We start from the raw sequence: 19,284 nt of genomic DNA, 5'->3' as shown, positions 1-19,284 counted from the left end.
CGTGCGGGAACGTCTGTTTTGATGGGCGGGCACCGACGTGATCGACCCGGAGGACCCGCCCTGAACACGCCCCTTGCCGAGGCACTGTCCGCCGTCCTGCTCGCCGCCGTGCTCGCCTGGGCCGTCGTGCGGCCCTTCGGGTGGCCCGAAGCGGTCCTGGCGGTCCCCGCCGCCGGGATCGCGATCGTGAGCGGGGCGATCCCGCTCGACCACGCCCGGGCGGAGGCGGAGCGGCTGGGACCGGTCGTCGGGTTCCTCGCGGCCGTGCTGGTGCTGGCCCATTTCTGTGACGTGGACGGGCTGTTCAAGGCGTGCGGCGCCTGGATGGCCCGCTGGGCGGCGGGCCGGCCGGTGCGGCTGCTGACGGCGGTCTTCGCGCTCGCGTCCGCGATCACCGCCGTGCTCAGCCTGGACGCCACGATCGTGCTGCTCACCCCGGTGGTGTTCGCGACGGCCGCGCGGACGGGCGTACGGCCGAAGCCGCATGTGTACGCGTGCACCCATCTGTCGAACACCGCGTCGCTGCTGCTGCCGGTGTCCAATCTGACGAACCTCCTGGCGTTCGCGGCGAGCGGGCTGAGTTTCGCCCGGTTCGCGGCGCTGATGCTGCTGCCGTGGCTGCTGGCGATCGGGACCGAGTACGTGGTGTTCCGGCGGTTCTTCGCCCGTGACCTCGCGGCGGCCGCGCCTGCGGCCGCGGACGGCGGGGAGGCTCCGCGGCTGCCGCTGTTCGCGCTGGTGACGGTGGCCTGCACGCTGGCCGGGTTCGTGGTGGCCTCGGCGTTCGGCGTGGAGCCCGCCTGGGTGGCCGCGGCGGGCGCCCTGGTGCTGGCCGGGCGGGCGCTGCTGCGGCGCCGGGCGACCCCGCTGACCGTCGTACGGGCGGCGGCCCCCTCGTTCCTGGCGTTCGTGCTGGCGCTCGGCATCGTGGTGCGGGCGGTCGTCGACAACGGCCTGGCCGACGTGCTCGGGAACGTCATGCCGGACGGCACCACGCTGCCCGCGCTGCTCGGCGTCGCCGCGCTGGCCGCCGTCCTCGCGAACCTCATCAACAATCTGCCGGCGGTGCTGGTGCTGCTCCCGCTGGCCGCGCCCGTCGGGCCGGGCGCGGTGCTGGCGGTGCTGCTCGGTGTGAACATCGGCCCCAATCTGACCTACGCCGGGTCGCTGGCCACGCTGCTGTGGCGGCGGATCGTGCACCAGCACGAGCACGGCGTGGACCTCGGCGAGTTCACCCGGCTGGGGCTGATCGCCGTGCCCTCCTCCCTCGCGGTCTCGGTGGTGGCACTGTGGGGGTCGCTGCAGATTCTCTGAGGGCTCTTCGCGGGCCCTCGCCGGTTCGAGGGAGGCCGTCCGGATGCGTGTGATCGCCTGGCTCGTCGAGGGCACCTGGCCCTCCTGCGTGGACGCCGTGCGCACGCACGCGCCGCCGGCCGCCGAGGTGGTGCTGCTGCACGTCAGCGGTCCCGACGTGCCCGGGCTCGCGCACGGTGCGTTCGCGGGCCTGCTCGGCCGCGGCCACCCGGAGCGCGATCCGGGGATCTGGTCGAGGCCCTGGGCGGGAGTTCGGCCGCCGAACTCCTCGACGCGGCGGCCGGCCGGCTCGGCCGGCCCTGTGTGCGCGAGGAGCGGGCGGGCCGGGTCGAGCGGGAGGTGGTGGCCGCGGCCGAGGGTGCCGATCTGCTGGTGCTGGCCCGGGACGGGGACCGCTCGCGGCTCGGTCCGAAGAGCCTCGGTCCGGCCGTCCGGTTCGCGGTCGACCACGCGCCCTGCCCGGTGCTGCTGGTGTGGCCGGAACCGGCTCCCGGGCTGGCGACGATCCCGCCGCCACCGCCGCACCACCCGCACTGAGTCAGTGGTGGTGGCGTCTGCCGCCGCCGTAGTCCCCGCCCCCGCCGCAGTAGTAGGGGTGCGCGGCACAGGGGTCGGTGGTCGTGGACGCCGTCGGCGAGGGAGTGGGGGTGGACCGGCTCTCGGTGGGCGTGGGACTCGGTGACGCGGTCTTCCGGGTGCTCCCGGAGGGGGTGGGCCGGGGGGCCGCGGTGTGCGAAGGGCTCTCGTCGTCGCCCCAGTTGACGTTCTGCATCCGCAGTTCGGGCTTGACGGTGTCGATGGTCCAGCGCTGTGCGGGGCCGGTGGCCCGGGTCTTGAGGACGAGGGCGCCGGAGCCGTCGGTGGCGGCCGGGGTGAGGGCCAGCTCCTGGTTCCAGCGCGGGACCAGTGCTCCCTGGAGGGTGAAGTCGTAGCGGATGTTCCTGCCGGAACGGCCGGTGGCCGTGCAGGGGGCGAGCCGGACCGAGTAGCCGAGGTGGGAGTCGAGGCACAGGCCGGGATCGGCGTCGCTGCGCAGCAGTCCGTCGGTCTCGTACGTCCACTGCCGCTCCGGTGTCGCGGAGCACGCGGTGAGTTCGGTCTCGGCGCCCTTGACGGCCTTTCCGCCGACGACTCCGACGCACAGCCCGGAGGCGACGTTGTGCAGCGCGCCGTGCAGGGCGCCCTGGCCGGTGGCGGGCGCGGCGGCCCAGGACGTGTCCGGGGACGGGGAGTCCTTGCCCGGCGTCCGGGACGGGGTGCCGCCGGGGTGGGGGTCCGGGGAGTCGCCGGAGCCGAGCACCGCCCACAGCACCAGGGGCAGGGCGACGAGGCCGCTGACGGTGACGACGGCCAGGGTGAGGTTGCGGCGGCGGGCACGGCGGGCGGCGCGGTGCGCGGAACGGGGGGACACGGAGGGCCCGCCGGCGCCGGACCGGCCGGCGGGCGCGGTGGATCCGGTGCCGGTCCGGCCGGCCGGTGCGACGGCCGGATCGGCGGAGGTCATGGAGGCGGCCGGGGCGCCGGACATCGCCGATCCGGAGCCGCCGGACATCGCCGCTCCGGCGGACGTCGCCGCTCCGGCGGCCGTGAAGGACTCGCCGGCCGGGGGCGCGACGACGGAGGCGGGGGCGGGGACCGGCGCGGCCGGTGCCTCCGCGCCGTACGCCCGGGACTCCACGTAGGGGCGGGCGCCCCAGCCGAGCACCGCCTCGGCGAGCGCGAGTCCCAGCCCCCCGTTGAACCGGGCGAGCTGGTCGGCGGTACGGCTGCAGTGGGCGCACCGGGACAGGTGCTCGCGCAGGTCGGGGTCGACCTCCGCGCCGCCGCGCCGGTAGGTGACGTCGAGCATGCGCAGATAGCGACCGCACTCTGCCTCGGGCGCGAGTTCGCGGTGGACCTGGAGGCACTCCTCGCGCAACCGCTCGCGGGCCCGGCGCAGTTCGACGCGGACGTCGTCCTCCTCCAGACCGAGCAGGGCGGCCGGCACCGCCGCGGGCTCGGCCTCGACCTCGGTGTGCCACAGGACGGCACGGGAGGTCGGGGGCACTCGCTGGAAGGCAGCGGACAGCAGCCGCCGGCCGGACGGCGGCAGCAGCCGGGCGGCGGCGCGACCGCCGGTGCCGTCGGCCGACCGCAGGCCCGGGTGGAGGAGTTCCTGACGGCCGTCGGAGGCCCACTCGGACGCGATCCGGCGGATGGTGACGAGGACGTGGGGCCGCCAGGCCGCGCTCGGACCGCCCTGCCGGATCGACGCGCCGAACAACCGGGTGAAGGCGGCGGTGGTGAGCATCCCGGCGGCACGCGGGTTGTCGGTGCACAGCCGGGCGTAGGCGAAGGCCGCCTCCCAGTGCCGGTCGAGCAGTTCACCGACCGGATGGAGGGCAGGCGTGGCTCCCGTCCACTTCTTCAGTTCGGCACCCAGTTGTTCGTCCGACAGGCCTGCCTCATTCACGGCTGCATTCCTCCGGGCGTCTGCGACATTAGTCCGTACCAAAGCGTTCGGGGAGGTCATGGGCGACCCGGACGTCCACCTGACGCAGCTCTTTTGGAGCGTGAAGGGTGTACGGCAACGGCACGGCGCGTACCGCCTAAATGTTTTCGCGACCGCGCACCGACAGCGCGCATTTTTACACAGCTCCGCACACCGGAACAAGATTGTCGCCATTCCGGGAGAGCGCATTCCCTATTGACATTTCGTCGATGAAATCCCTTTCCCTCATTCACGGCCGCGCCCGCGCCCGGTAGGCGCCGGGCGGCACGCCGTAGCGCGCCCGGAAGACCCGGCTGAAGTGGAACGGGCTCGGGAACCCGGCTGCCGCGGCCACCCGTTCCACCGTCAGGTCGGTGACCTCCAGCAGCCGTGCCTCGCGCACGGCCCGCATCGGGGACCGGCCGGTCCGCAGCGTGAACAGATGGGCGAACCGGGACGGGGAGAGCGCCACGCTCCCGGCGAGCGACCGCACGGTGTGCGGGGCGCCGGGGTCGGCGGCGATCAGCTCCTCGGCGCGGCGCACCCGGGCGTCGGCACCCGGTTCACCGGCGGCCGGTCGGGCGCCGGCGGCGGCGAGCAGGACGACCTCCTCCAGTGCGCACAGCGCCAGTTCCCGGCCAGGCTGCCCTCCGCCACCACCACCGGGTCCGGTCCGTGCGGCGGCTCCGCGGCGGGCCCCCGGCAGTCGGCGGCCATCCGGGCGAACGCGGCCTGGACCCGCCGGCACAGCGGGCCGGGCCGGACCGGGACCGCGTACAGGCCGTCGGCGCGGGCGTGGGGCGCGAGCCAGGGCGTCCAGGCGGGCCGGGCCTGGCAGTGCGCCCACCAGAACCGCCAGTGCCCGGCATCCGGCGCGACGGTGTAGCGGTGTCCGACACCGGGAGCCAGGACCACCAGGTCCCCGGCAGAGGGCCGGGCGCGGGCGGCGCCCTGGCGGATCCGGCCGCGCCCGCCGGTGGTGAAGGTGAACAGCCAGCTCGACGATCCCCGGGGCCGGTTGACGCCGTAGCCCTGCCCCCGGTCATAGCGGCCGGCGACCACCAGGCCGGGCGGCGGCGACGGGTCGCCGGGCGTGGCAGTCACGGGCAGGTTCTCGGCACGCACGGTCATCCTCCCGTCGGGCGACTCGCCCTAGCGTGACGGACGAGGACGGCGGACGCGAGAGGCGGCTCCATGACGGCCAAGGACAACCGCGCCTCGGGTGCCCCCGTCGGGCCCGAGGCGCTGCGGCGGCGCTTCGCCGAGGACGGATTCACCGTCGCGCACGGGCTGTTCCGCCACGGGGAAGTCAGGCGGCTGTGCGGCGAGTTCGCGGCGCTGCACGCGGCCGGGCCCGTGCCCGGCCACTTCGCGCCCGAACCGGCCGCGTCCGATCCGCTGCGCAGGTTCCCGCGGGTGATGCAGCCGCACGAGTTCAACGCCCTGGCACGCGGGTTCCTCCTGGACGCCCGGCTGCGGGCCGTGCTGGAGGTGCTGTTCGGGGAGGAGGTGCTGGCCGCGCAGAGCATGTTCTACTTCAAACCGCCGGGTGCGCGCGGGCAGGCGCCGCACCAGGACAACTTCTACCTGCGGGCCGAGCCGGGCACGTGCGTGGCCGCGTGGGTGGCCTGCGAACCGGTCGACCGCGGCAACGGCGGCCTGGAAGTGGTGCCGGGAACCCACCGGATGGACCTGTTCTGCCCGGAAGAGGCCGACGCGCGGCTGTCGTTCGCCCGCGAGTACGTTCCGCCGCCGCCCGGTCTGGTGCCGGTGCCCGTCGACCTGGCCCCGGGCGACGTGCTGTTCTTCAACGGCAGCCTCGTGCACGGCTCGGGCCCCAACCCGAGCGCGGACCGCTTCCGGCGCTCGTTCATCGGGCACTACGTGGGCCGCTCGGCCCTGCGCGTCGGGGCGTACTACCGGACGCTCACCATGTCCGGGGAGCGGGTGGAACTGGCGCGGAGCGAGGGAGCCGGTCCGTGCGGCACGGAGTTCGCGCCGCACGGACCGCACTGACGGGTCAGTGGCCGCTGATGGCGCGTGGGGTGTAGGGCCGCTCCAGCTCCTCGATCTCCTTGTCGCTCAGGCGGAGTTCGACGGCGGCCACCGCGTCCTGGAGGTGCTGCGGCTTGGCGGCGCCGACGATCGGAGCGGTGACCGTGTCCTGGTGCAGCAGCCAGGCGAGGGCCACCTGGGCGCGGGGCACGCCCCGGTCGCCGGCGATGCGGGTGACGGCCTCGACGATGGCGCGGTCGCTCTCCAGGTACAGGCGGCCGCCGAAGTCGTCGGTGGCGCTGCGGTCGGTGACCTTGCCCCACTCGCGGGTCAGCCGGCCGCGGGCGAGCGGGCTCCACGGCAGCACGCCGACGCCCTGGTCCGCGCAGAGCGGCAGCATCTCCCGCTCCTCCTCGCGGTAGAGCAGGTTGTAGTGGTTCTGCATGGTCGCGAACTTCGTCCAGCCGTGCCGCTCGGCGGTGTACTGCGCCTTGGAGAACTCCCACGCGTACATCGAACTCGCCCCGATGTAGCGGACCTTGCCCGCCTTGACCAGGTCGTGCAGCGCCTCCATCGTCTCCTCGACGGGGGTCGCGTGGTCGTAGCGGTGGATCTGGTAGAGGTCGACGTAGTCGGTGCCGAGCCGGCGCAGGCTGTGGTCGATCTCGCTCATGACGGCCTTGCGGGACAGTCCGGCGCCGTTCGGGCCCGGCCGCATCCGGCCGTTGACCTTGGTGGCCAGCACGATCTCGTCGCGGTTCGCGAACTCGCGCAGGGCCCTGCCGACGATCTCCTCGCTGGTGCCGTCGGAGTAGACGTTGGCGGTGTCGAAGAAGTTGACGCCGGCCTCCAGCGCCTGCCGGATGAGCGGGCGGGAGGCCTCCTCGTCGAGGGTCCATTCGTGCGTACCGCGGTCCGGGAGTCCGTAGGTCATGCAGCCCAGACAGATCCGCGAGACGTCCAGGCCCGTCGAACCGAGCTTCACGTACTGCATCGTTGCTGCTCCTGCCTTCGGGACGATGGTCACCGCCGAGCCTACGACCCCGTCCGGCGGCGATTTGACGGTGTGCGCGTGCGGGCGATTTGATCCTGGCACGTGCCGCGCCGCCCGGCGTGGGCAGGACGGAGCAGACTTGCCCCCGAAGGGTGCTTCCCGCGCCACGGTTTCCCGGACGTCCCTGGTCGCCCTGTCGGCCGCCCTGGCCGTCACCGTCCCGCTCCTTGCCGGGTGCGCTCCCGGCGGCGACGGGAAGAGCGGCCCGGCCGCGCCCGCCTCGGTTCGGCTGCCGCCGCGCGGTGCCGGATTCGACTACCAGATCGGCGGTGCCTATCCCCCGCCGAAGGGCGTGCGGATCGTCAGCCGCGACCGGTCCGACTCCCCCGCGCCGGGCCTGTACAACATCTGCTACGTCAACGCCTTCCAGGCCCAGCCCGCCGAACGCGCGTCCTGGCCGGCCGACCTGCTCCTGCGCGACGCGCGCGGCCGGGTCGTCATCGACGAGGACTGGCACGAGCCGCTGCTCGACCTGCGCACCCCCCGGAAGCGGGAGCGGGTGGCGCGGCGGGTCGGCCGGTGGATCGACGGCTGCGCGGAGAAGGGCTTCGACGCCGTCGAGCCGGACAACTACGACAGTTACACCCGCTCCGACGGCCTGCTCACCGCGCGGGACGCCACCGCGTTCATGGCGCTGGTCTCCCGGCACGCGCACGCCCGGCACCTGGCCGTCGCGCAGAAGAACACCGCCGAACTGGCCGGGCGGAGCGAGCGGGCCGGGCTGGACTTCGCGGTGGCGGAGGAGTGCGGGCAGTACGACGAGTGCGGGGTGTACGCGAAGGCGTTCGACGACCGGGTCGTGGACATCGAGTACACCGACGGCGGCCTGCGCTCGGCGCTCGCCCGCTGGGGCGGCCGGCTGAGCATCGTCCGCCGTGACCGGGACGTCTCCACGCCGGGCAGCGCGGGGTACGTCCGCAGGACGCGCTAGCCCGCGCCGGCCGGGCCGGCGGGCGGTCGCCGCCGTCCTTGCGTCAGGGCGCGTCCAGCAGGTCCAGCGCCCGCTCCCAGGCGAACCGCGGGTGCCCGCCGTCGGGCCCGGGTTCGCCGGTGAAGGGCTCGCCGAAGCGCACGCCCATACCGCGCAGCCGGGTCAGGCTCTCCCGGTAGGCGGGATGGGCGGCCAGCGCGTCGGCCACGCAGGGCAGGACGGCGATCGGCACGCCCAGGCCCGCGGCCTCGCACAGGGTGCCGACGGCGAGGGTGTCGGCGAGGCCGGCGGCCCACTTGTTGAGGGTGTTGAAGGTGGCGGGCGCCACCACCACGGCGTCCGGCGGCGGGAACGGACGGGGATCGGCCGGGGAGCGCCACGCCGACCGGACGGGCCGGCCGGTGCGTGCCTCGACCGCGCCGGCGTCGAAGAACCCGCCCATCGCGACCGGCGTGGCGATGACCCCGACCGCCCAGTCCCGTGCCTGGGCGGCGCGGATCAGCTCGGGCACGCCCGAGGCGATGCCGGCCGCGCAGACGACGACGTACAGGAAGGGCTTCTCGGCGCGTTCGGTCATCCGGGAACCCTACTGAGGGTGCCGGGCCAGCGGCCCGGCGGGCGGTCAGCCGGCGGACTCCGGCAGGGTGATGGCGTGTACCGGGCAGGCGCGTACGGCCTCCCGGACCATCGCGTCGCCCGCGCCGTCCTCGCGGCCGGGCAGCAGTGTGCTGTATCCGTCGTCGTCCTGGGTGAACACGCGCGGCGCGGCCAGCGCGCACTGACCGGCGCCGATGCAGACGTCCCTGTCGATCTCGATGTGCATGGCTCGAGCCTCTTACCAGGTCACGGGGAGTTCCAGCATCCCCTGGATCGTGTCGCCGGGTTTCCAGGGGATTTCCTCGGCGGGTGCGGCCAGCCGCAGCCCGGGCAGCCGGGCGAACAGGGCGCCGAGGGCGATCTCCAGTTCCACGCGGGCCAGGTTCTGGCCGAGGCACTGGTGGATGCCGAAGCCGAACGCCACGTGCCGGCGGACGGAGCGGTGGAAGTCCAGGCTGTCGGGTTCCTCGTAGAGGGACGCGTCCCGGTTGATCACGGAGGTCGAGAAGAGCACGCCCTCCCCCTCCCGGATCGTGGTGCCGTCCACGTCGATGTCCGCCAGGGCGACGCGCGCCAGCCCCTCGGCGATCGACAGCATCCGCAGGAGCTCCTCCACGACCGTGGGCAGCAGCTCCGGGTCGGCGCGCAGTTCGGCGAGGCGGGCGGGGTGCCGCAGCAGGGTGTAGGTGCCCAGGGAGATCATGTTGGCGGTCGTCTCATGGCCCGCGACCAGCAGGATGAGGGCCAGGGACAGGAGTTCGGCGCGGTCCAGCGCGCCGTCGCGGAGCTCGTGGTGGACGAGGTCGTCGAGGATGCCGTCGCCCGGCCCGGCCGCCTCGGCCTTACGGTCGATCAGCCCGCCGAGGTACTCCTCCAGCCGGTCGCGGGCGTCCTGGGTGTCGGCGGCCGTCGGCCCGCGCAGCAGCCTGCGCGACTGTTCCTCGAAGAACGTGTGGTCGGCGTACGGCACGCCGAGCAGGCCGCAGATCACCGTCGAGGGCACCGGCAGCGCGAAGGCGGAGACCAGTTCGGCGGGCGGTCCCTGCGCGATCATGGCGTCCAGCAGCTCGTCCACGATCCGCTGGATCCAGGGCCGCAGGGCGGCCGCCCGTTTGACGGTGAACGACGGGATCATCATCCGCCGCTGCCGTTGGTGTTCGGGGTCGTCCGCCCCGAGCAGGGCCACCCGCCGGTCCCGGGCGCCCGCGAAGCGCTCGCTGGGGATGGGGAAACCGGGGTGGCTCCGGTCGGTGGACAGGCGGGGGTCGGCGAGCAGCGAGCGGGCGGTGGCCTGTGCGGTGACCAGCCACACCTCGCGGCCGTCGTAGAGGGTGACGCGGGACAGGGGGCGTCCGTCGCGCAGCGGGTCGTACCCGGTGGGCGGCTGGTAGGGGCAGGTGCGGTCCTGGGGGAAGGCGACGGGGGCGGCCGCGGTCGCCGGGCCGGTGCTGTCCTTCAGTTCCGTCATGGAAAGACCTCGCAGACGAAGAAGTGCGTCGTGCCGATCTTCATTAGATGCCCCGGGCACCTAAGGGGCGACGGCAAGTTCGGCCACTTCGGTGATCCGCGGGATCTGGCCGAAGGGCGGGGCCCGCGGGGGCCGGAACCGGCCAGGTCCCGGTGCGGGAACGGGCCCGGTCGGCAGGGGTGTCCGCCCCGGGGAGGTGTCACCCGGTCGGCCGAAGCGACCCGCGTAACGGATGATTCCCGGGTCACGGGTGTCAAAACTGGTGACGGACGCAGGTCGGACCGACGAAGGAGACCGATTCCATGCCTCTTGAGGGCGAGTACGAGCCCAGCCCGGCCCAGTGGGTGCGCGAGCAGGTCGAGCTGTACGAGAGCTCCGGCGGAACGCGGGGCACGACCCTGCTCGACACCGGGCTGCCGGTGATCCTGCTGACCACCCGGGGTGCGAAGAGCGGGAAGATCCGCAAGACACCGCTGATGCGGGTGGAGCACGGGGGCGCGTACGCCGTGGTCGCCTCCCAGGGCGGGGCGCCCACGCATCCGGTCTGGTACTTCAACGTCAAGGCCGACCCGCACGTCGAGCTGCAGGACGGCCCGGTCAAGCAGGACATGCGGGCCCGCGAGGTCACCGGGCAGGAGAAGGCCGAGTGGTGGGAGCGGGCCGTCGCCGCCTACCCGCCGTACGCCGACTACCAGGAGAAGACGTCACGGGAGATCCCCGTCTTCGTGCTGGAGCGTACCGGCGCGAACTGAGCGGGTGCGGTGCCCGTCCGTCGCGGAGAAATCCGTGCCCGCCCCAGGTGTGAAGCGGGTTCCGGGCGGGCACCCGTCGTTCAGGCCCCGCCGCGTTCCCCCGTCGCGGCGGGGCCCTTCTGTGTCTCCCGTGCGTCGCCGTCGGTGCGGTCGGTCACGTCGAGGAAGATCTGGTCGGTCTCCGGGAAGGTCCGGGCCAGCGACCGCTTGATGCGGACGGAGACCTCTTCCACGCGCTCGCTGTCCAGCCCGGGCATCAGGTCGATGCGTGCGGCCACCAGGGTGGAGTCGAGGCCCATCTTCATGGTGAACAGCGCCTCCACGCTGTCGATCTCGGGCTGCGCCTCGAGCAGCGACCGGATCCGTGCGCTCTGCTCCGGGTCGGCGGCCTCGCCGATGAGCTGGTCGCGGGCGTCGCGGCCGAGCCGGTAGGCGACGTAGACCAGCAGGACACCGATGGCCAGCGAGGCGGACGCCTCCCACACCACCTGCCCCGTCACCATGTGCAGGGCCATTCCGATGATCGCGAGGGTCACGCCGAGGACCGCCGTGCCGTCCTCGGCGACCACGGTGCGCAGGGCGGGGTCGCGCATCGCGCCGAGCCCCCCGCCCTGCCGGCGCACCTGGTGCAGGGCGCGCAACAGCGAGACACCCTCGGCGAGCAGGGCCACTCCGAGCACGATCAGTCCGGCCACGTAGCCGCTGAACTTCTCCTCGGTGTTCGCCTGCAGCGCCTCGAAGCCCTGGAAGAAGGAGAAGCAGCCGCCCATGACGAAGATGCCGACGGCCGCGAGGAGCGACCAGAAGAAGCGCTCCTTGCCGTAGCCGAAGGGGTGCCGCTCGTCGGCGGGGCGGCGGCTGCGGCGCAGCGCGGCCAGCAGGAACACTTCGTTGAGGCTGTCGGCGACCGAGTGCGCGGCCTCCGACAGCAGCGCGGGCGAGCCGGCGAGGACACCGCCGACGGCCTTGGCCACGGCGATGACCAGGTTGGCGGCCAGCGCCACGAGGACGGTCACCTTGGTGTGCCGGTCGTCCTTCGAGGGGTCCTTGCCGCCGTCCGCCGCCTCCGGGCCGCCGTCGCCGCCCGGTGCCGCACCCGCGGCCCCGCCCGTGGCGTCCGGCCTCCCGGCCTCGCCGTGCGCCGGAGGGCGCTCGGGTGCCGTGTCGTGCTCCTCGGCCGTCCGTGCGGCCGTCTCCCGTTCCGAGGATGTCCCACTCACCCTTCGCCGACTGCCCCCGTGAGTCCGGATCACACCGTGCGACCGGCCGAAAACGGGGAACGCGTTGCACGGAAGCCCCGGCCCGCGAGGAGGAGCGATGGGCGGCGACGGCAACAGCGCATACGGCCATACGACGTTCTCCAGGTCCCGAAGCCATTTCACGGACCGCATCACCGCCGACGGCCGGGACGGCTGGCCGGTGACGGCGGGCCGGTACCGGCTGGTGGTCTCCCGTGCCTGTCCGTGGGCGAGCCGGGCGGTGGTCTCGCGCCGGCTGCTCGGTCTGGAGGACGCCCTGCCGATGGCGGTGGCCGACCCGATCCAGGACGACCGCAGCTGGCGGTTCACCCTGGATCCGGACGGCCGCGATCCGGTGCTCGGCATCCGCTTCCTGAGCGAGGCCTACGACCGCCGGGAGACGGACTACCCGGGCGGGGTGAGCGTGCCCGCGGTCGTGGACGTCCCGAGCGGGCGGCTGGTCACCAACGACTACCAGCAGCTCACCCTGGACCTGGCGACCGAGTGGACGGCCCTGCACCGGGAGGGCGCGCCGGACCTGTACCCGGCGTCCCGGCGCGCCGAGATCGACGAGGTGATGGCCGACGTCTACCGGGACGTCAACAACGGTGTGTACCGCGCCGGGTTCGCCAACGAGCAGAAGCGGTACGAGGAGGCGTGCACGGCGCTGTTCCGGCGGCTGGAACTGCTGGCGGAGCGGCTGGCCGGGCAGCGGTACCTGGTCGGCGACACCCTCACCGAGGCCGACATCCGGCTGTTCACCACGCTGGTCCGGTTCGACGCCGTCTACCACGGCCACTTCAAGTGCAATCGCTGGAAGCTGGCCGAGAACCGGGTGCTGTGGGCCTACGCCAGGGACCTGTTCCAGACGCCCGGGTTCGGCGACACCGTCGACTTCGACCACATCAAGCGGCACTACTACCAGGTGCACACGGGCATCAACCCCACCGGCATCGTGCCGCTCGGACCGGATCTGGCCGGCTGGCTGACCCCTCATCACCGTCAGGAGCTGGGCGGCAGGCCGTTCGGCGACGGTACGGCGCCGGGTCCGGTGCCGGAGGGCGAACGAGTCGCTCCGGCGGGACGGCCCGCATGAAGGTGGCCCGACGAGGAACATGAGGGCGGCATGACGAGGAAGGAGTCAGACATGGCCAAGAACAAGAAGAAGAAACTCCCTCTCGCCTACAAGCCGGTCGGGTTCGTGCTCAGCTGGGCGGGCGGCGCGCTGGCCGGCATGGCGTTCCGGCAGGCGTGGAAGGCGATCCGGCACGAGGACGACGCTCCGGACGCCCTGGACCCGGACCGGGGCTGGGGCGAGATCCTGCTGGCGGCGGCGGTCCAGGGCGCCATCTTCGCGGTGGTGCGCAGCGCCGTGGACCGCACGGGCGCGAAAGCCATCGAGCGGTCGACGGGCGTGTGGCCGTCGGCCGACAAGGGCGGCCGGGACTGAGTCTCGCGCGGGGGCCCTCCCGGTCCGTGGTCACGGCCCGGGAGGCGCCCCCCTTGTCCTGTCCGGCGGGGCTCAGGGGCGTCACCCCGTGCCCGGCACCGTCACCCCTGCTTGGGCGCCCTGCTGGGGAGCATGCGCAGGGTGAAGGAGTGCCCGGCGGGATCGGAGTAGCCGCGCTCCTCGTAGGGGCCGGCCGCGTCCCGCGCCTCGATGGGCCGGCCGCCGAGCCCCACCACCCGGCGCTCCGCCTCGTCCAGGTCCTCGACCAGGAAGTCGAGATGGACCTGGAGCGAGTTCTCCGGGCGGGGCCAGCTGGGCGGGGTCGCGTTCACGTCGCGGCGGAAGGCCAGCCGGACGCCGTCCGCGCCCCGTATCTCCACGAGGTTGGCGGACGCGTCCGTCTGCTCACCCTCCAGCAACTCCTTGTAGAAATCGGCGAGTTTCTCGGGTTCGGCGCAGTCCAGGACCAGGACGCCCGCTTTCACCAGTGCCATGCTTCCTCCCGGGGGTCTCCTCTTCCCTGCGCTTATCCCCGGCCTCCCGATTCAGTCGGCGAGCAGCCACCGCCCGTCGCGCATGAGCTCCCTGCCCGGCAGCTCGTCCGCCTCGCGCCAGGCCTGGACGCGCTGCGGCAGGACGGTGAAGTACAGGTAGCGGGTGGTCAGTCGACGCGGGTCGAAGCCGGTCTTCCCGGCGAAGACCTCGGCGTCCTCCTCGGGCAGGTCCTCGGGCGTCACCGCGCGGACGGTCCCCTCGATCATGACGACGTCGCGGGTCGGGCCGATGCCGAGGCGGGCCGTGCCGGTGGCCACGAGATTGCGGCCGGTGGGGCTCTCGGCGGGGGTGGCGATCAGCAGCACGGTGCCGTCCCACACGAAGGACAGCGGGACGAGGTAAGGGGCGCCGCCGTCGGGGCCGGCGGTGGCCACCCAGGCGTCGACGTCGTGCTCCAGCCGGTGGAGGGTGTCCTTCTTGCGCTGTTCGGCGGAGCGGGCGGGCGCTTCGGTCATGGCGTACGGCCTCCTCGGGTGCGGATGGCCTCCAGTGTGTCCGTCATCCTCCGGTCTCCGCACGAAGGTGATCGAGGCGTGTCCGGGCGGCTTCGAGGAGGAGTTCCAGGGCGGCCGGGTAGGAACTGCGCCGCATGGTGGCGGCGAGGTGGCGGGCGGTGGCCGCGATGTGCGGATGGGTGTCGGCGGGCAGCCGGCCGTACGTCGTCCGCCACACCTCGGTCTCGGCGTCGCGGGCGGCCCGCGGCAGCGAGGTGCCCGCGGAGTCCAGGGCGCCGAAGGCGAGGGCCTGGTCCACGAACGCGTGGTAGATCCGCACCGCCTCCGGGTCCGGGAACCCGGCCTCGCGCAGCACGCGCAGGATGCTCTCCACGGCCTGGATCTCGTGCGTGCGCCCGGTGACGCGGTGCGCGCCGAGCACGGCGGCGCGGGGGTGCGCGAGGGCGCCCGCGTGCATGCGCATTCCGAGGTCGCGCAGGTCCGCCGCCCAGTCTCCGGTGGGGCGCCAGGAGCGCAGGGTGCGGCCGATGAGCTCGTCGGCGACGGCCAGCATCAGGTCGTCCGTGTGCCGGAAGTACCGGTACAGGGAGCTGGGGTCGGCGCCGAGCGCCCGGCCGAGCCGGCGCACGGAGAGCGCGTCGGCGCCGTGCTCCTCGATCAGCCGGAGCGCGGTCCGCACGATCAGTTCCTCGGAGAGGACGACGCCCTGCTTGGTGGGCCGCCTGCGCCGGCGTTCGGCGGGCGGGACGACGCGTTCGCTCACGGGCGGCCTCCCTCGGGGTTGCCCGGCACCTTATGACAACACCGTTGACCTGTGAAGCGGCCGGACGGTTTCATCTGCGGTCACCGGGGCCCGTCCGGGCCCCCTGGTGCGAGCGGAGAGCCGGCCATGAGCGACAGCCCCTTCGGTGTGGATCCCCCCGCGCGGCCCGAGCTGCGCAGGTCCCTGAGCGTGCTGGACGGCGTGGCTGTCGCCGCGTCCAGCACGGCGGCGACCACCAGCATCGGCATCGGCCTCGGTGTGACCGCCGGGGTGGTCGGCCTGCACCTGCCGGCCATCATGCTGCTGGCGTTCCTGCCGGTGCTCGGCATCGCCGGCGCCTTCTCCCGGCTGAACCGGGTGGAACCGAACGCGGGCAACGGCTACGTGTGGGTGGGCCGATCGCTGAGCCCCTGGCTGGGCTTCACGGTCGGCTGGGTCAACATCGTGGCGAGCGTGGCCTTCCTCGCCTACACCACGGCGGTCACCGGCTCCGCGCTGCTGCAGCTGGCCGGGGACGCGGGGGTGCACCGCGTCGGCTCGCTCGCCCTGGACCCGGGCTCGACCGCGCAGACGACGCTGGTGGGCATCGTCGTCCTGGTCGCGGTCACGCTCACCGCCGTGACCGGTGTGCGCACCGCGGCCAGACTGCAGACGTGGCTGCTGGTCTTCGAGTACGCCGTGCTGCTGGGCTTCTGCGCCTACGGCATCGTCACCGGGCCGCATCCCTTCCGCCTCTCCTGGTTCGATCCGTTCGCGATCCCCTCGGCGAGCGCGCTGGCGCAGGGGCTGCTGCTGTCGGTGTTCTGCTACTGGGGCTTCGAGGCGGCGTTCACCGTGAACGAGGAGGTGCGGGACCCGAGGGACGCCTCCCGGGCCGGGCTGATCACCCTGGTCACGATGCTGGGGCTGTTCCTGCTCGGCTCGGTCGCCTTCCAGCGGGTGCTGTCCGAGCCCGAGCTGGCCGGACACGGGGCGGAGGGGCTGGCGTACTTCGGCGACCGGCTCGCCGCGCAGCCGCTGGCCGCCCTGCCCCTGGTGGCGCTGATGTTCTCGGCGGTGGCCTCGCTCCAGGCCGGGGTCATCCCGACGGCGCGCGGGATGTTCGCCATGAGCCGGGACCGCACCCTCGGACCGGTGTGGTCCAGGATCAGTCCGCGGTACGGCACACCGGCGGCCGGCACGCTGCTGATCGGGGCCCTGGCCACGGTGGTGGCGGTGCTCGCCCTGGTGATCCCGCGCCTCGCCGACATGATCATGGCGACGGTGAACGCCGTGGGGATCGTCGTGGCGCTGTCGTACGCGCTCACCGCGCTCGCGGCCGCGGCCCGTTTCCGGTCGCTGCTGCGGGAGGACTTCCGCCAGGGGGTGCGGGCGGTGGTGCTGCCCGCACTCAGCGCCGTCGCCCTGCTGGGCCTCGGCGGGTACCTCGGCTGGTCCTTCTACACCTCCGCCGACCATTTCGAGGTCAGCGCGGACAACGGCTGGTTCCTGCTGCTCATGCCGCTGGCCATGATCCTCTCCGGGGTCCTCGCGGCCGCGTGGGCGAAGTGGGTGCGCGGTTCGGCGTACTTCCGCACGGGCGAGGGCACCGACGCCGACTCCCCGCAGCTCCTGACCACCTCCAACTGACCTTGAAGGAAAGGCATCATGCACGCTGATCTCCTCTTCACCGGCGGCCCCGTCCTCACTCCCGAGGGCCGTACGGCGACCGCCGTCGCCGTCACCGGCGACCGGATCACCGCTGTCGGCCGTGCCGAGGTACGCGAACTCGCCGGGCCCCGTACGGAGGTGGTCGACCTCGCCGGGCGGCTGCTGCTGCCGGGCTTCCAGGACGCGCACGTCCACCCGGTGCCGGCCGGCCTCGAGCTGTCCCGGTGCGACCTGAGCGGCGCGACGACGGCCGAGGACACCGTGGCCGCCGTCCGTGCCTACGCCGACGCCCACCCCGAGCGGAAGTGGATTCTCGGCGGTGGGTGGTCCATGGAGGCCTTCGCCGGCGGCATTCCCACGAAGGAGCTGCTGGACGCGGTGGTCCCGGACCGTCCGGTGTACCTGCCCAACCGGGACCACCACGGCGCCTGGGTCAACAGCCGTGCGCTGGAGCTGGCCGGCATCGACCGGCACACTCCCGACCCGGCAGACGGGCGGATCGAGCGGGACGCCTCCGGCGAGCCCGGCGGCACGCTCCAGGAAGGAGCGATGCAGCTGGTGGGCCGGCTCACACCGGCCGCCACCCCCGCGGACCGGCTGGCCGCGCTGCTGCACGCTCAGCGGCACCTGCACGCGCTCGGCATCACCGCCTGGCAGGACGCGCTGATCGGCGACTTCCTCGGCATGGACGACCCGGCCGAGGCGTACCGCACCGCCGCGCGGGAGGGCACGCTCACCGCCCGGGTCCGGGGTGCCCTGTGGTGGGACCGCGAGCGCGGGGCCGAGCAGATCCCCGAGCTCGTGGCCCGCCGGGACGCGCTGAGCCAGGGACGGTTCCGGGCCGGGACGGTGAAGCTGATGCTGGACGGCGTCGCCGAGAACCACACGGCCGCGCTGCTGGACCCCTACCTGGACCGGTGCGGCTGCGCCACCGCCAACCGCGGCAAGAGCTTCATCGACCCGGAGCGGCTGCCCGCCTTCGTCACCGAGCTGGACGCGCTCGGCTTCCAGTGCCACTTCCACGCGCTGGGCGACCGGGCCGTACGGGACGCCCTGGACGCCGTAGAGGCCGCCCGCGCCGCCAACGGGCCGAGCGACACCCGGCCGCACCTCGCGCATCTCCAGGTGGTGCACCCGGACGACGTGCCCCGGTTCGCCCGGCTCGGGGCCACGGCCAACATCCAGCCGCTGTGGGCCGCGCACGAGCCGCAGATGGACGAGTTGACGATCCCCTTCCTCGGACCGGAACGGACCGCCTGGCAGTACCCGTTCGCCGCGCTGCTGCGCTCCGGCGCGCGGCTGGCGGCGGGCAGCGACTGGCCGGTGAGCAGCCCCGATCCGCTCCAGGGCGTCCATGTCGCGGTCAACCGGGTCGAACCAGGCGGCTCGCGGCCCGTGTTCCTGCCGGACGAACGGCTGGCCCTCGCGGACGCGCTCACGGCGTACACGGCCGGCTCGGCGTATGTGAACCATCTGGACGACACCGGCCGGGTGGCCGCAGGGGCGCTCGCCGACCTGGTGGTCCTGGACCGCGACCCGTTCGCCGGGCCGCCGGAGGCGATCGCGGAGACGGCCGTGGCCCTCACCTATGTCGGCGGCGAGCGGGTGTTCGCGGCCGGGTGACCGCTCAGTCGCAGCCGACGCCCTCCTTCAGCAACGGCCACGCCTCCACGCCGGCGGCCGTGCGGACGTAGGCGGTCGCACGGCCGTCCGTCAGCCACAGCCGCCGGCCCCGGCGGTGGTAGCCGGTGTCGTGGGCGCCGGCGGGCATCCGGACCTTCGCGCGGTACGGCTTCGGGAGCAGGCCGTCCCGGTGGAGCACCCCGTCGGGGTCGCGGGCGTACGTCCGGTCCTCCAGACGGAGGAAGGAGGCCGACTGCCAGCCGCAGTGCTCCGGTCCCGTCGAGCTCCTCAGGCGGCTCACCGGGACCCTGCGGCCGGCGCGGTCCGTCCAGATCTGCCAGTCGGTGGTGGCGGTGAAGCTCTCGGGGAGTTCGGCCGGGTCGCAGGCGGCGCTGGTCTCGGGGCCCCAGCCGGGCCGGTCCTTCTGGTCCCTGGCCACCACGACCGCCACCTTGGTCCGGCCGCCGACGTCGTAGGAGTACAGCACCCGGTCCCGCTCCTTGCGTTCCACGCGGTAGCCGTGGTCTGGCTCCTCCGGCTGGAACATGTCGAAATAGAGGGCGAGTCCCTCCGTGGGGGTGGCCCCTCCGTCGGACCTGCTCCAGCCGTCGGGGCCCGAGCCGTCGAAGATCTCCCCGTCGCACTCCAGCGCCCGGCCGGCGGCCCCGGACGCCAGGAGGAGCGCCCGGGGGCCGCTCTCGTCGGTCTCCCGGGTGGGCACGTCGAGCGGCCCGCCGTAGGGGGCGGCCGGCGGGGTGCCCTTCAGCACCAGGTCGGGCCGGGGGCCGTCGTCGCACCCCGCCGCCGCCACAGCCGTCAGTACCGCCAGCGCCACCAGTCCTCCGCGCATGTCCCGCCCCTCTTCTCCGGTGCCGTGTGCGCCCCTTCGACGCCGGACCGGGCGGGAACGTTCGCACGCCCGGCGGCGCGTGGCGTTCTCCGGGCGCGCCGATCGGGGCAGGCTGGGTG

Annotated in this window: 18 protein-coding genes and 2 pseudogenes; 9 read left to right on the top strand and 11 right to left on the bottom strand. The window is 73.8% G+C overall.

Features of this window, described 5'->3' with window-relative positions:
• Positions 1-21 precede the first annotated feature (21 nt).
• On the top strand, positions 22-1,314 hold the full coding sequence (locus N8I86_RS33045; protein ID WP_123440577.1) for an arsenic transporter: 1,293 nt from the start codon (positions 22-24) through the stop codon (positions 1,312-1,314).
• 43 nt (positions 1,315-1,357) lie between these two features.
• Positions 1,358-1,851: pseudogene (locus tag N8I86_RS33040) on the top strand (universal stress protein).
• 1 nt (position 1,852) lies between these two features.
• On the opposite strand, the gene N8I86_RS33035 reads toward N8I86_RS33040, so the two are convergent.
• Both N8I86_RS33035 and N8I86_RS33030 read right to left on the bottom strand, forming a co-directional pair.
• Complete coding sequence (locus tag N8I86_RS33035; RefSeq protein ID WP_404830850.1) at positions 1,853-3,826, bottom strand: RICIN domain-containing protein; 1,974 nt, start codon at positions 3,824-3,826, stop codon at positions 1,853-1,855.
• A 208-nt stretch (positions 3,827-4,034) separates the two neighbouring features.
• Positions 4,035-4,915 (bottom strand): annotated as a pseudogene (locus N8I86_RS33030) (helix-turn-helix domain-containing protein).
• A gap of 63 nt (positions 4,916-4,978) precedes the next feature.
• On the opposite strand from N8I86_RS33030, the gene N8I86_RS33025 reads away from it, so the two are divergent.
• A complete protein-coding gene (locus tag N8I86_RS33025; RefSeq protein ID WP_263279438.1) occupies positions 4,979-5,800 on the top strand; it encodes a phytanoyl-CoA dioxygenase family protein in 822 nt (273 codons plus the stop codon).
• 4 nt (positions 5,801-5,804) lie between these two features.
• On the opposite strand, the gene N8I86_RS33020 is transcribed toward N8I86_RS33025, so the two are convergent.
• The gene (locus N8I86_RS33020; protein ID WP_263279437.1) at positions 5,805-6,773 is read right to left on the bottom strand and encodes an aldo/keto reductase; all 969 of its coding nucleotides are present in this window, start codon (positions 6,771-6,773) and stop codon (positions 5,805-5,807) included.
• Between the two features lie 139 nt (positions 6,774-6,912).
• Between N8I86_RS33020 and N8I86_RS33015 the strand changes: the two genes are divergently transcribed.
• Positions 6,913-7,764: an endo alpha-1,4 polygalactosaminidase gene (locus N8I86_RS33015; RefSeq protein ID WP_073890999.1), complete on the top strand. Its 852-nt coding sequence runs from the start codon at positions 6,913-6,915 to the stop codon at positions 7,762-7,764.
• Positions 7,765-7,807: 43 nt separating this feature from the next.
• Here the strand turns inward: N8I86_RS33015 and N8I86_RS33010 are convergent, their stop codons facing one another.
• The 3 genes from N8I86_RS33010 to N8I86_RS33000 are packed head-to-tail and all read right to left on the bottom strand — an operon-like array spanning position 7,808 to position 9,829.
• On the bottom strand, positions 7,808-8,341 hold the full coding sequence (locus N8I86_RS33010) for a flavoprotein (protein WP_073891001.1): 534 nt from the start codon (positions 8,339-8,341) through the stop codon (positions 7,808-7,810).
• A 45-nt stretch (positions 8,342-8,386) separates the two neighbouring features.
• Positions 8,387-8,587: a ferredoxin gene (locus N8I86_RS33005; RefSeq protein ID WP_073891002.1), complete on the bottom strand. Its 201-nt coding sequence runs from the start codon at positions 8,585-8,587 to the stop codon at positions 8,387-8,389.
• A 12-nt stretch (positions 8,588-8,599) separates the two neighbouring features.
• Positions 8,600-9,829, bottom strand: a complete 1,230-nt coding sequence (locus N8I86_RS33000) for a cytochrome P450 (RefSeq protein ID WP_263279436.1) — start codon at positions 9,827-9,829, stop codon at positions 8,600-8,602.
• A gap of 302 nt (positions 9,830-10,131) precedes the next feature.
• Between N8I86_RS33000 and N8I86_RS32995 the strand changes: the two genes are divergently transcribed.
• On the top strand, positions 10,132-10,581 hold the full coding sequence (locus N8I86_RS32995) for a nitroreductase family deazaflavin-dependent oxidoreductase (RefSeq protein ID WP_073891005.1): 450 nt from the start codon (positions 10,132-10,134) through the stop codon (positions 10,579-10,581).
• Positions 10,582-10,661: 80 nt separating this feature from the next.
• Here the strand turns inward: N8I86_RS32995 and N8I86_RS32990 are convergent, their stop codons facing one another.
• Entirely contained in the window at positions 10,662-11,801 is a 1,140-nt protein-coding gene (locus tag N8I86_RS32990; RefSeq protein WP_385326285.1) for a cation diffusion facilitator family transporter, read from the bottom strand.
• Between the two features lie 97 nt (positions 11,802-11,898).
• Between N8I86_RS32990 and N8I86_RS32985 the strand changes: the two genes are divergently transcribed.
• Positions 11,899-12,915 carry a glutathione S-transferase family protein gene (locus N8I86_RS32985; protein WP_263279435.1) on the top strand — a complete coding sequence of 339 codons (1,017 nt, stop codon included), beginning with the start codon at positions 11,899-11,901 and terminating at the stop codon, positions 12,913-12,915.
• Between the two features lie 51 nt (positions 12,916-12,966).
• Complete coding sequence (locus N8I86_RS32980; protein ID WP_073891010.1) at positions 12,967-13,269, top strand: DUF4235 domain-containing protein; 303 nt, start codon at positions 12,967-12,969, stop codon at positions 13,267-13,269.
• Between the two features lie 101 nt (positions 13,270-13,370).
• On the opposite strand, the gene N8I86_RS32975 is transcribed toward N8I86_RS32980, so the two are convergent.
• Genes N8I86_RS32975 through N8I86_RS32965 form a run of 3 tightly spaced genes read right to left on the bottom strand, consistent with a single transcriptional unit; the run spans position 13,371 to position 15,042 of the window.
• Positions 13,371-13,763, bottom strand: a complete 393-nt coding sequence (locus tag N8I86_RS32975) for a VOC family protein (protein ID WP_263279434.1) — start codon at positions 13,761-13,763, stop codon at positions 13,371-13,373.
• Between the two features lie 51 nt (positions 13,764-13,814).
• Positions 13,815-14,279, bottom strand: a complete 465-nt coding sequence (locus N8I86_RS32970) for a pyridoxamine 5'-phosphate oxidase family protein (RefSeq protein WP_073891013.1) — start codon at positions 14,277-14,279, stop codon at positions 13,815-13,817.
• Positions 14,280-14,322: 43 nt separating this feature from the next.
• Positions 14,323-15,042, bottom strand: coding sequence for a TetR/AcrR family transcriptional regulator (locus N8I86_RS32965; protein ID WP_073891014.1), 720 nt, complete (start codon positions 15,040-15,042; stop codon positions 14,323-14,325).
• 126 nt (positions 15,043-15,168) lie between these two features.
• Between N8I86_RS32965 and N8I86_RS32960 the strand changes: the two genes are divergently transcribed.
• Complete coding sequence (locus N8I86_RS32960; RefSeq protein ID WP_073891016.1) at positions 15,169-16,671, top strand: APC family permease; 1,503 nt, start codon at positions 15,169-15,171, stop codon at positions 16,669-16,671.
• 18 nt (positions 16,672-16,689) lie between these two features.
• Entirely contained in the window at positions 16,690-18,315 is a 1,626-nt protein-coding gene (locus tag N8I86_RS32955; protein WP_073891017.1) for an amidohydrolase, read from the top strand.
• Positions 18,316-18,319: 4 nt separating this feature from the next.
• Here the strand turns inward: N8I86_RS32955 and N8I86_RS32950 are convergent, their stop codons facing one another.
• Positions 18,320-19,165 (bottom strand): hypothetical protein, encoded by an 846-nt coding sequence (locus N8I86_RS32950; RefSeq protein WP_073891019.1) that lies wholly within the window; start codon positions 19,163-19,165, stop codon positions 18,320-18,322.
• Positions 19,166-19,284 lie beyond the last annotated feature (119 nt).

This window comes from Streptomyces albidicamelliae, from assembly GCF_025642175.1.
Classification (GTDB): domain Bacteria; phylum Actinomycetota; class Actinomycetes; order Streptomycetales; family Streptomycetaceae; genus Streptomyces; species Streptomyces albidocamelliae.
Note: the sequence above shows the minus strand (reverse complement) of the source record. Positions and strands in the feature narration are given on the sequence as shown.

Coding starts and splice junctions, on each gene's coding strand:
- N8I86_RS32955 (WP_073891017.1), top strand. CDS start 16,690: ATGCACGCTGATCTCCTCTTCACCGGCGGCCCCGTCCTCACTCCCGAG.
- N8I86_RS33000 (WP_263279436.1), bottom strand. CDS start 9,829: ATGACGGAACTGAAGGACAGCACCGGCCCGGCGACCGCGGCCGCCCCC.
- N8I86_RS32970 (WP_073891013.1), bottom strand. CDS start 14,279: ATGACCGAAGCGCCCGCCCGCTCCGCCGAACAGCGCAAGAAGGACACC.
- N8I86_RS33005 (WP_073891002.1), bottom strand. CDS start 8,587: ATGCACATCGAGATCGACAGGGACGTCTGCATCGGCGCCGGTCAGTGC.
- N8I86_RS33045 (WP_123440577.1), top strand. CDS start 22: ATGGGCGGGCACCGACGTGATCGACCCGGAGGACCCGCCCTGAACACG.
- N8I86_RS32960 (WP_073891016.1), top strand. CDS start 15,169: ATGAGCGACAGCCCCTTCGGTGTGGATCCCCCCGCGCGGCCCGAGCTG.
- N8I86_RS33035 (WP_404830850.1), bottom strand. CDS start 3,826: ATGACCTCCCCGAACGCTTTGGTACGGACTAATGTCGCAGACGCCCGG.
- N8I86_RS32985 (WP_263279435.1), top strand. CDS start 11,899: ATGGGCGGCGACGGCAACAGCGCATACGGCCATACGACGTTCTCCAGG.
- N8I86_RS32975 (WP_263279434.1), bottom strand. CDS start 13,763: ATGGCACTGGTGAAAGCGGGCGTCCTGGTCCTGGACTGCGCCGAACCC.
- N8I86_RS33010 (WP_073891001.1), bottom strand. CDS start 8,341: ATGACCGAACGCGCCGAGAAGCCCTTCCTGTACGTCGTCGTCTGCGCG.
- N8I86_RS33025 (WP_263279438.1), top strand. CDS start 4,979: ATGACGGCCAAGGACAACCGCGCCTCGGGTGCCCCCGTCGGGCCCGAG.
- N8I86_RS32980 (WP_073891010.1), top strand. CDS start 12,967: ATGGCCAAGAACAAGAAGAAGAAACTCCCTCTCGCCTACAAGCCGGTC.
- N8I86_RS32950 (WP_073891019.1), bottom strand. CDS start 19,165: ATGCGCGGAGGACTGGTGGCGCTGGCGGTACTGACGGCTGTGGCGGCG.
- N8I86_RS33020 (WP_263279437.1), bottom strand. CDS start 6,773: ATGCAGTACGTGAAGCTCGGTTCGACGGGCCTGGACGTCTCGCGGATC.
- N8I86_RS32995 (WP_073891005.1), top strand. CDS start 10,132: ATGCCTCTTGAGGGCGAGTACGAGCCCAGCCCGGCCCAGTGGGTGCGC.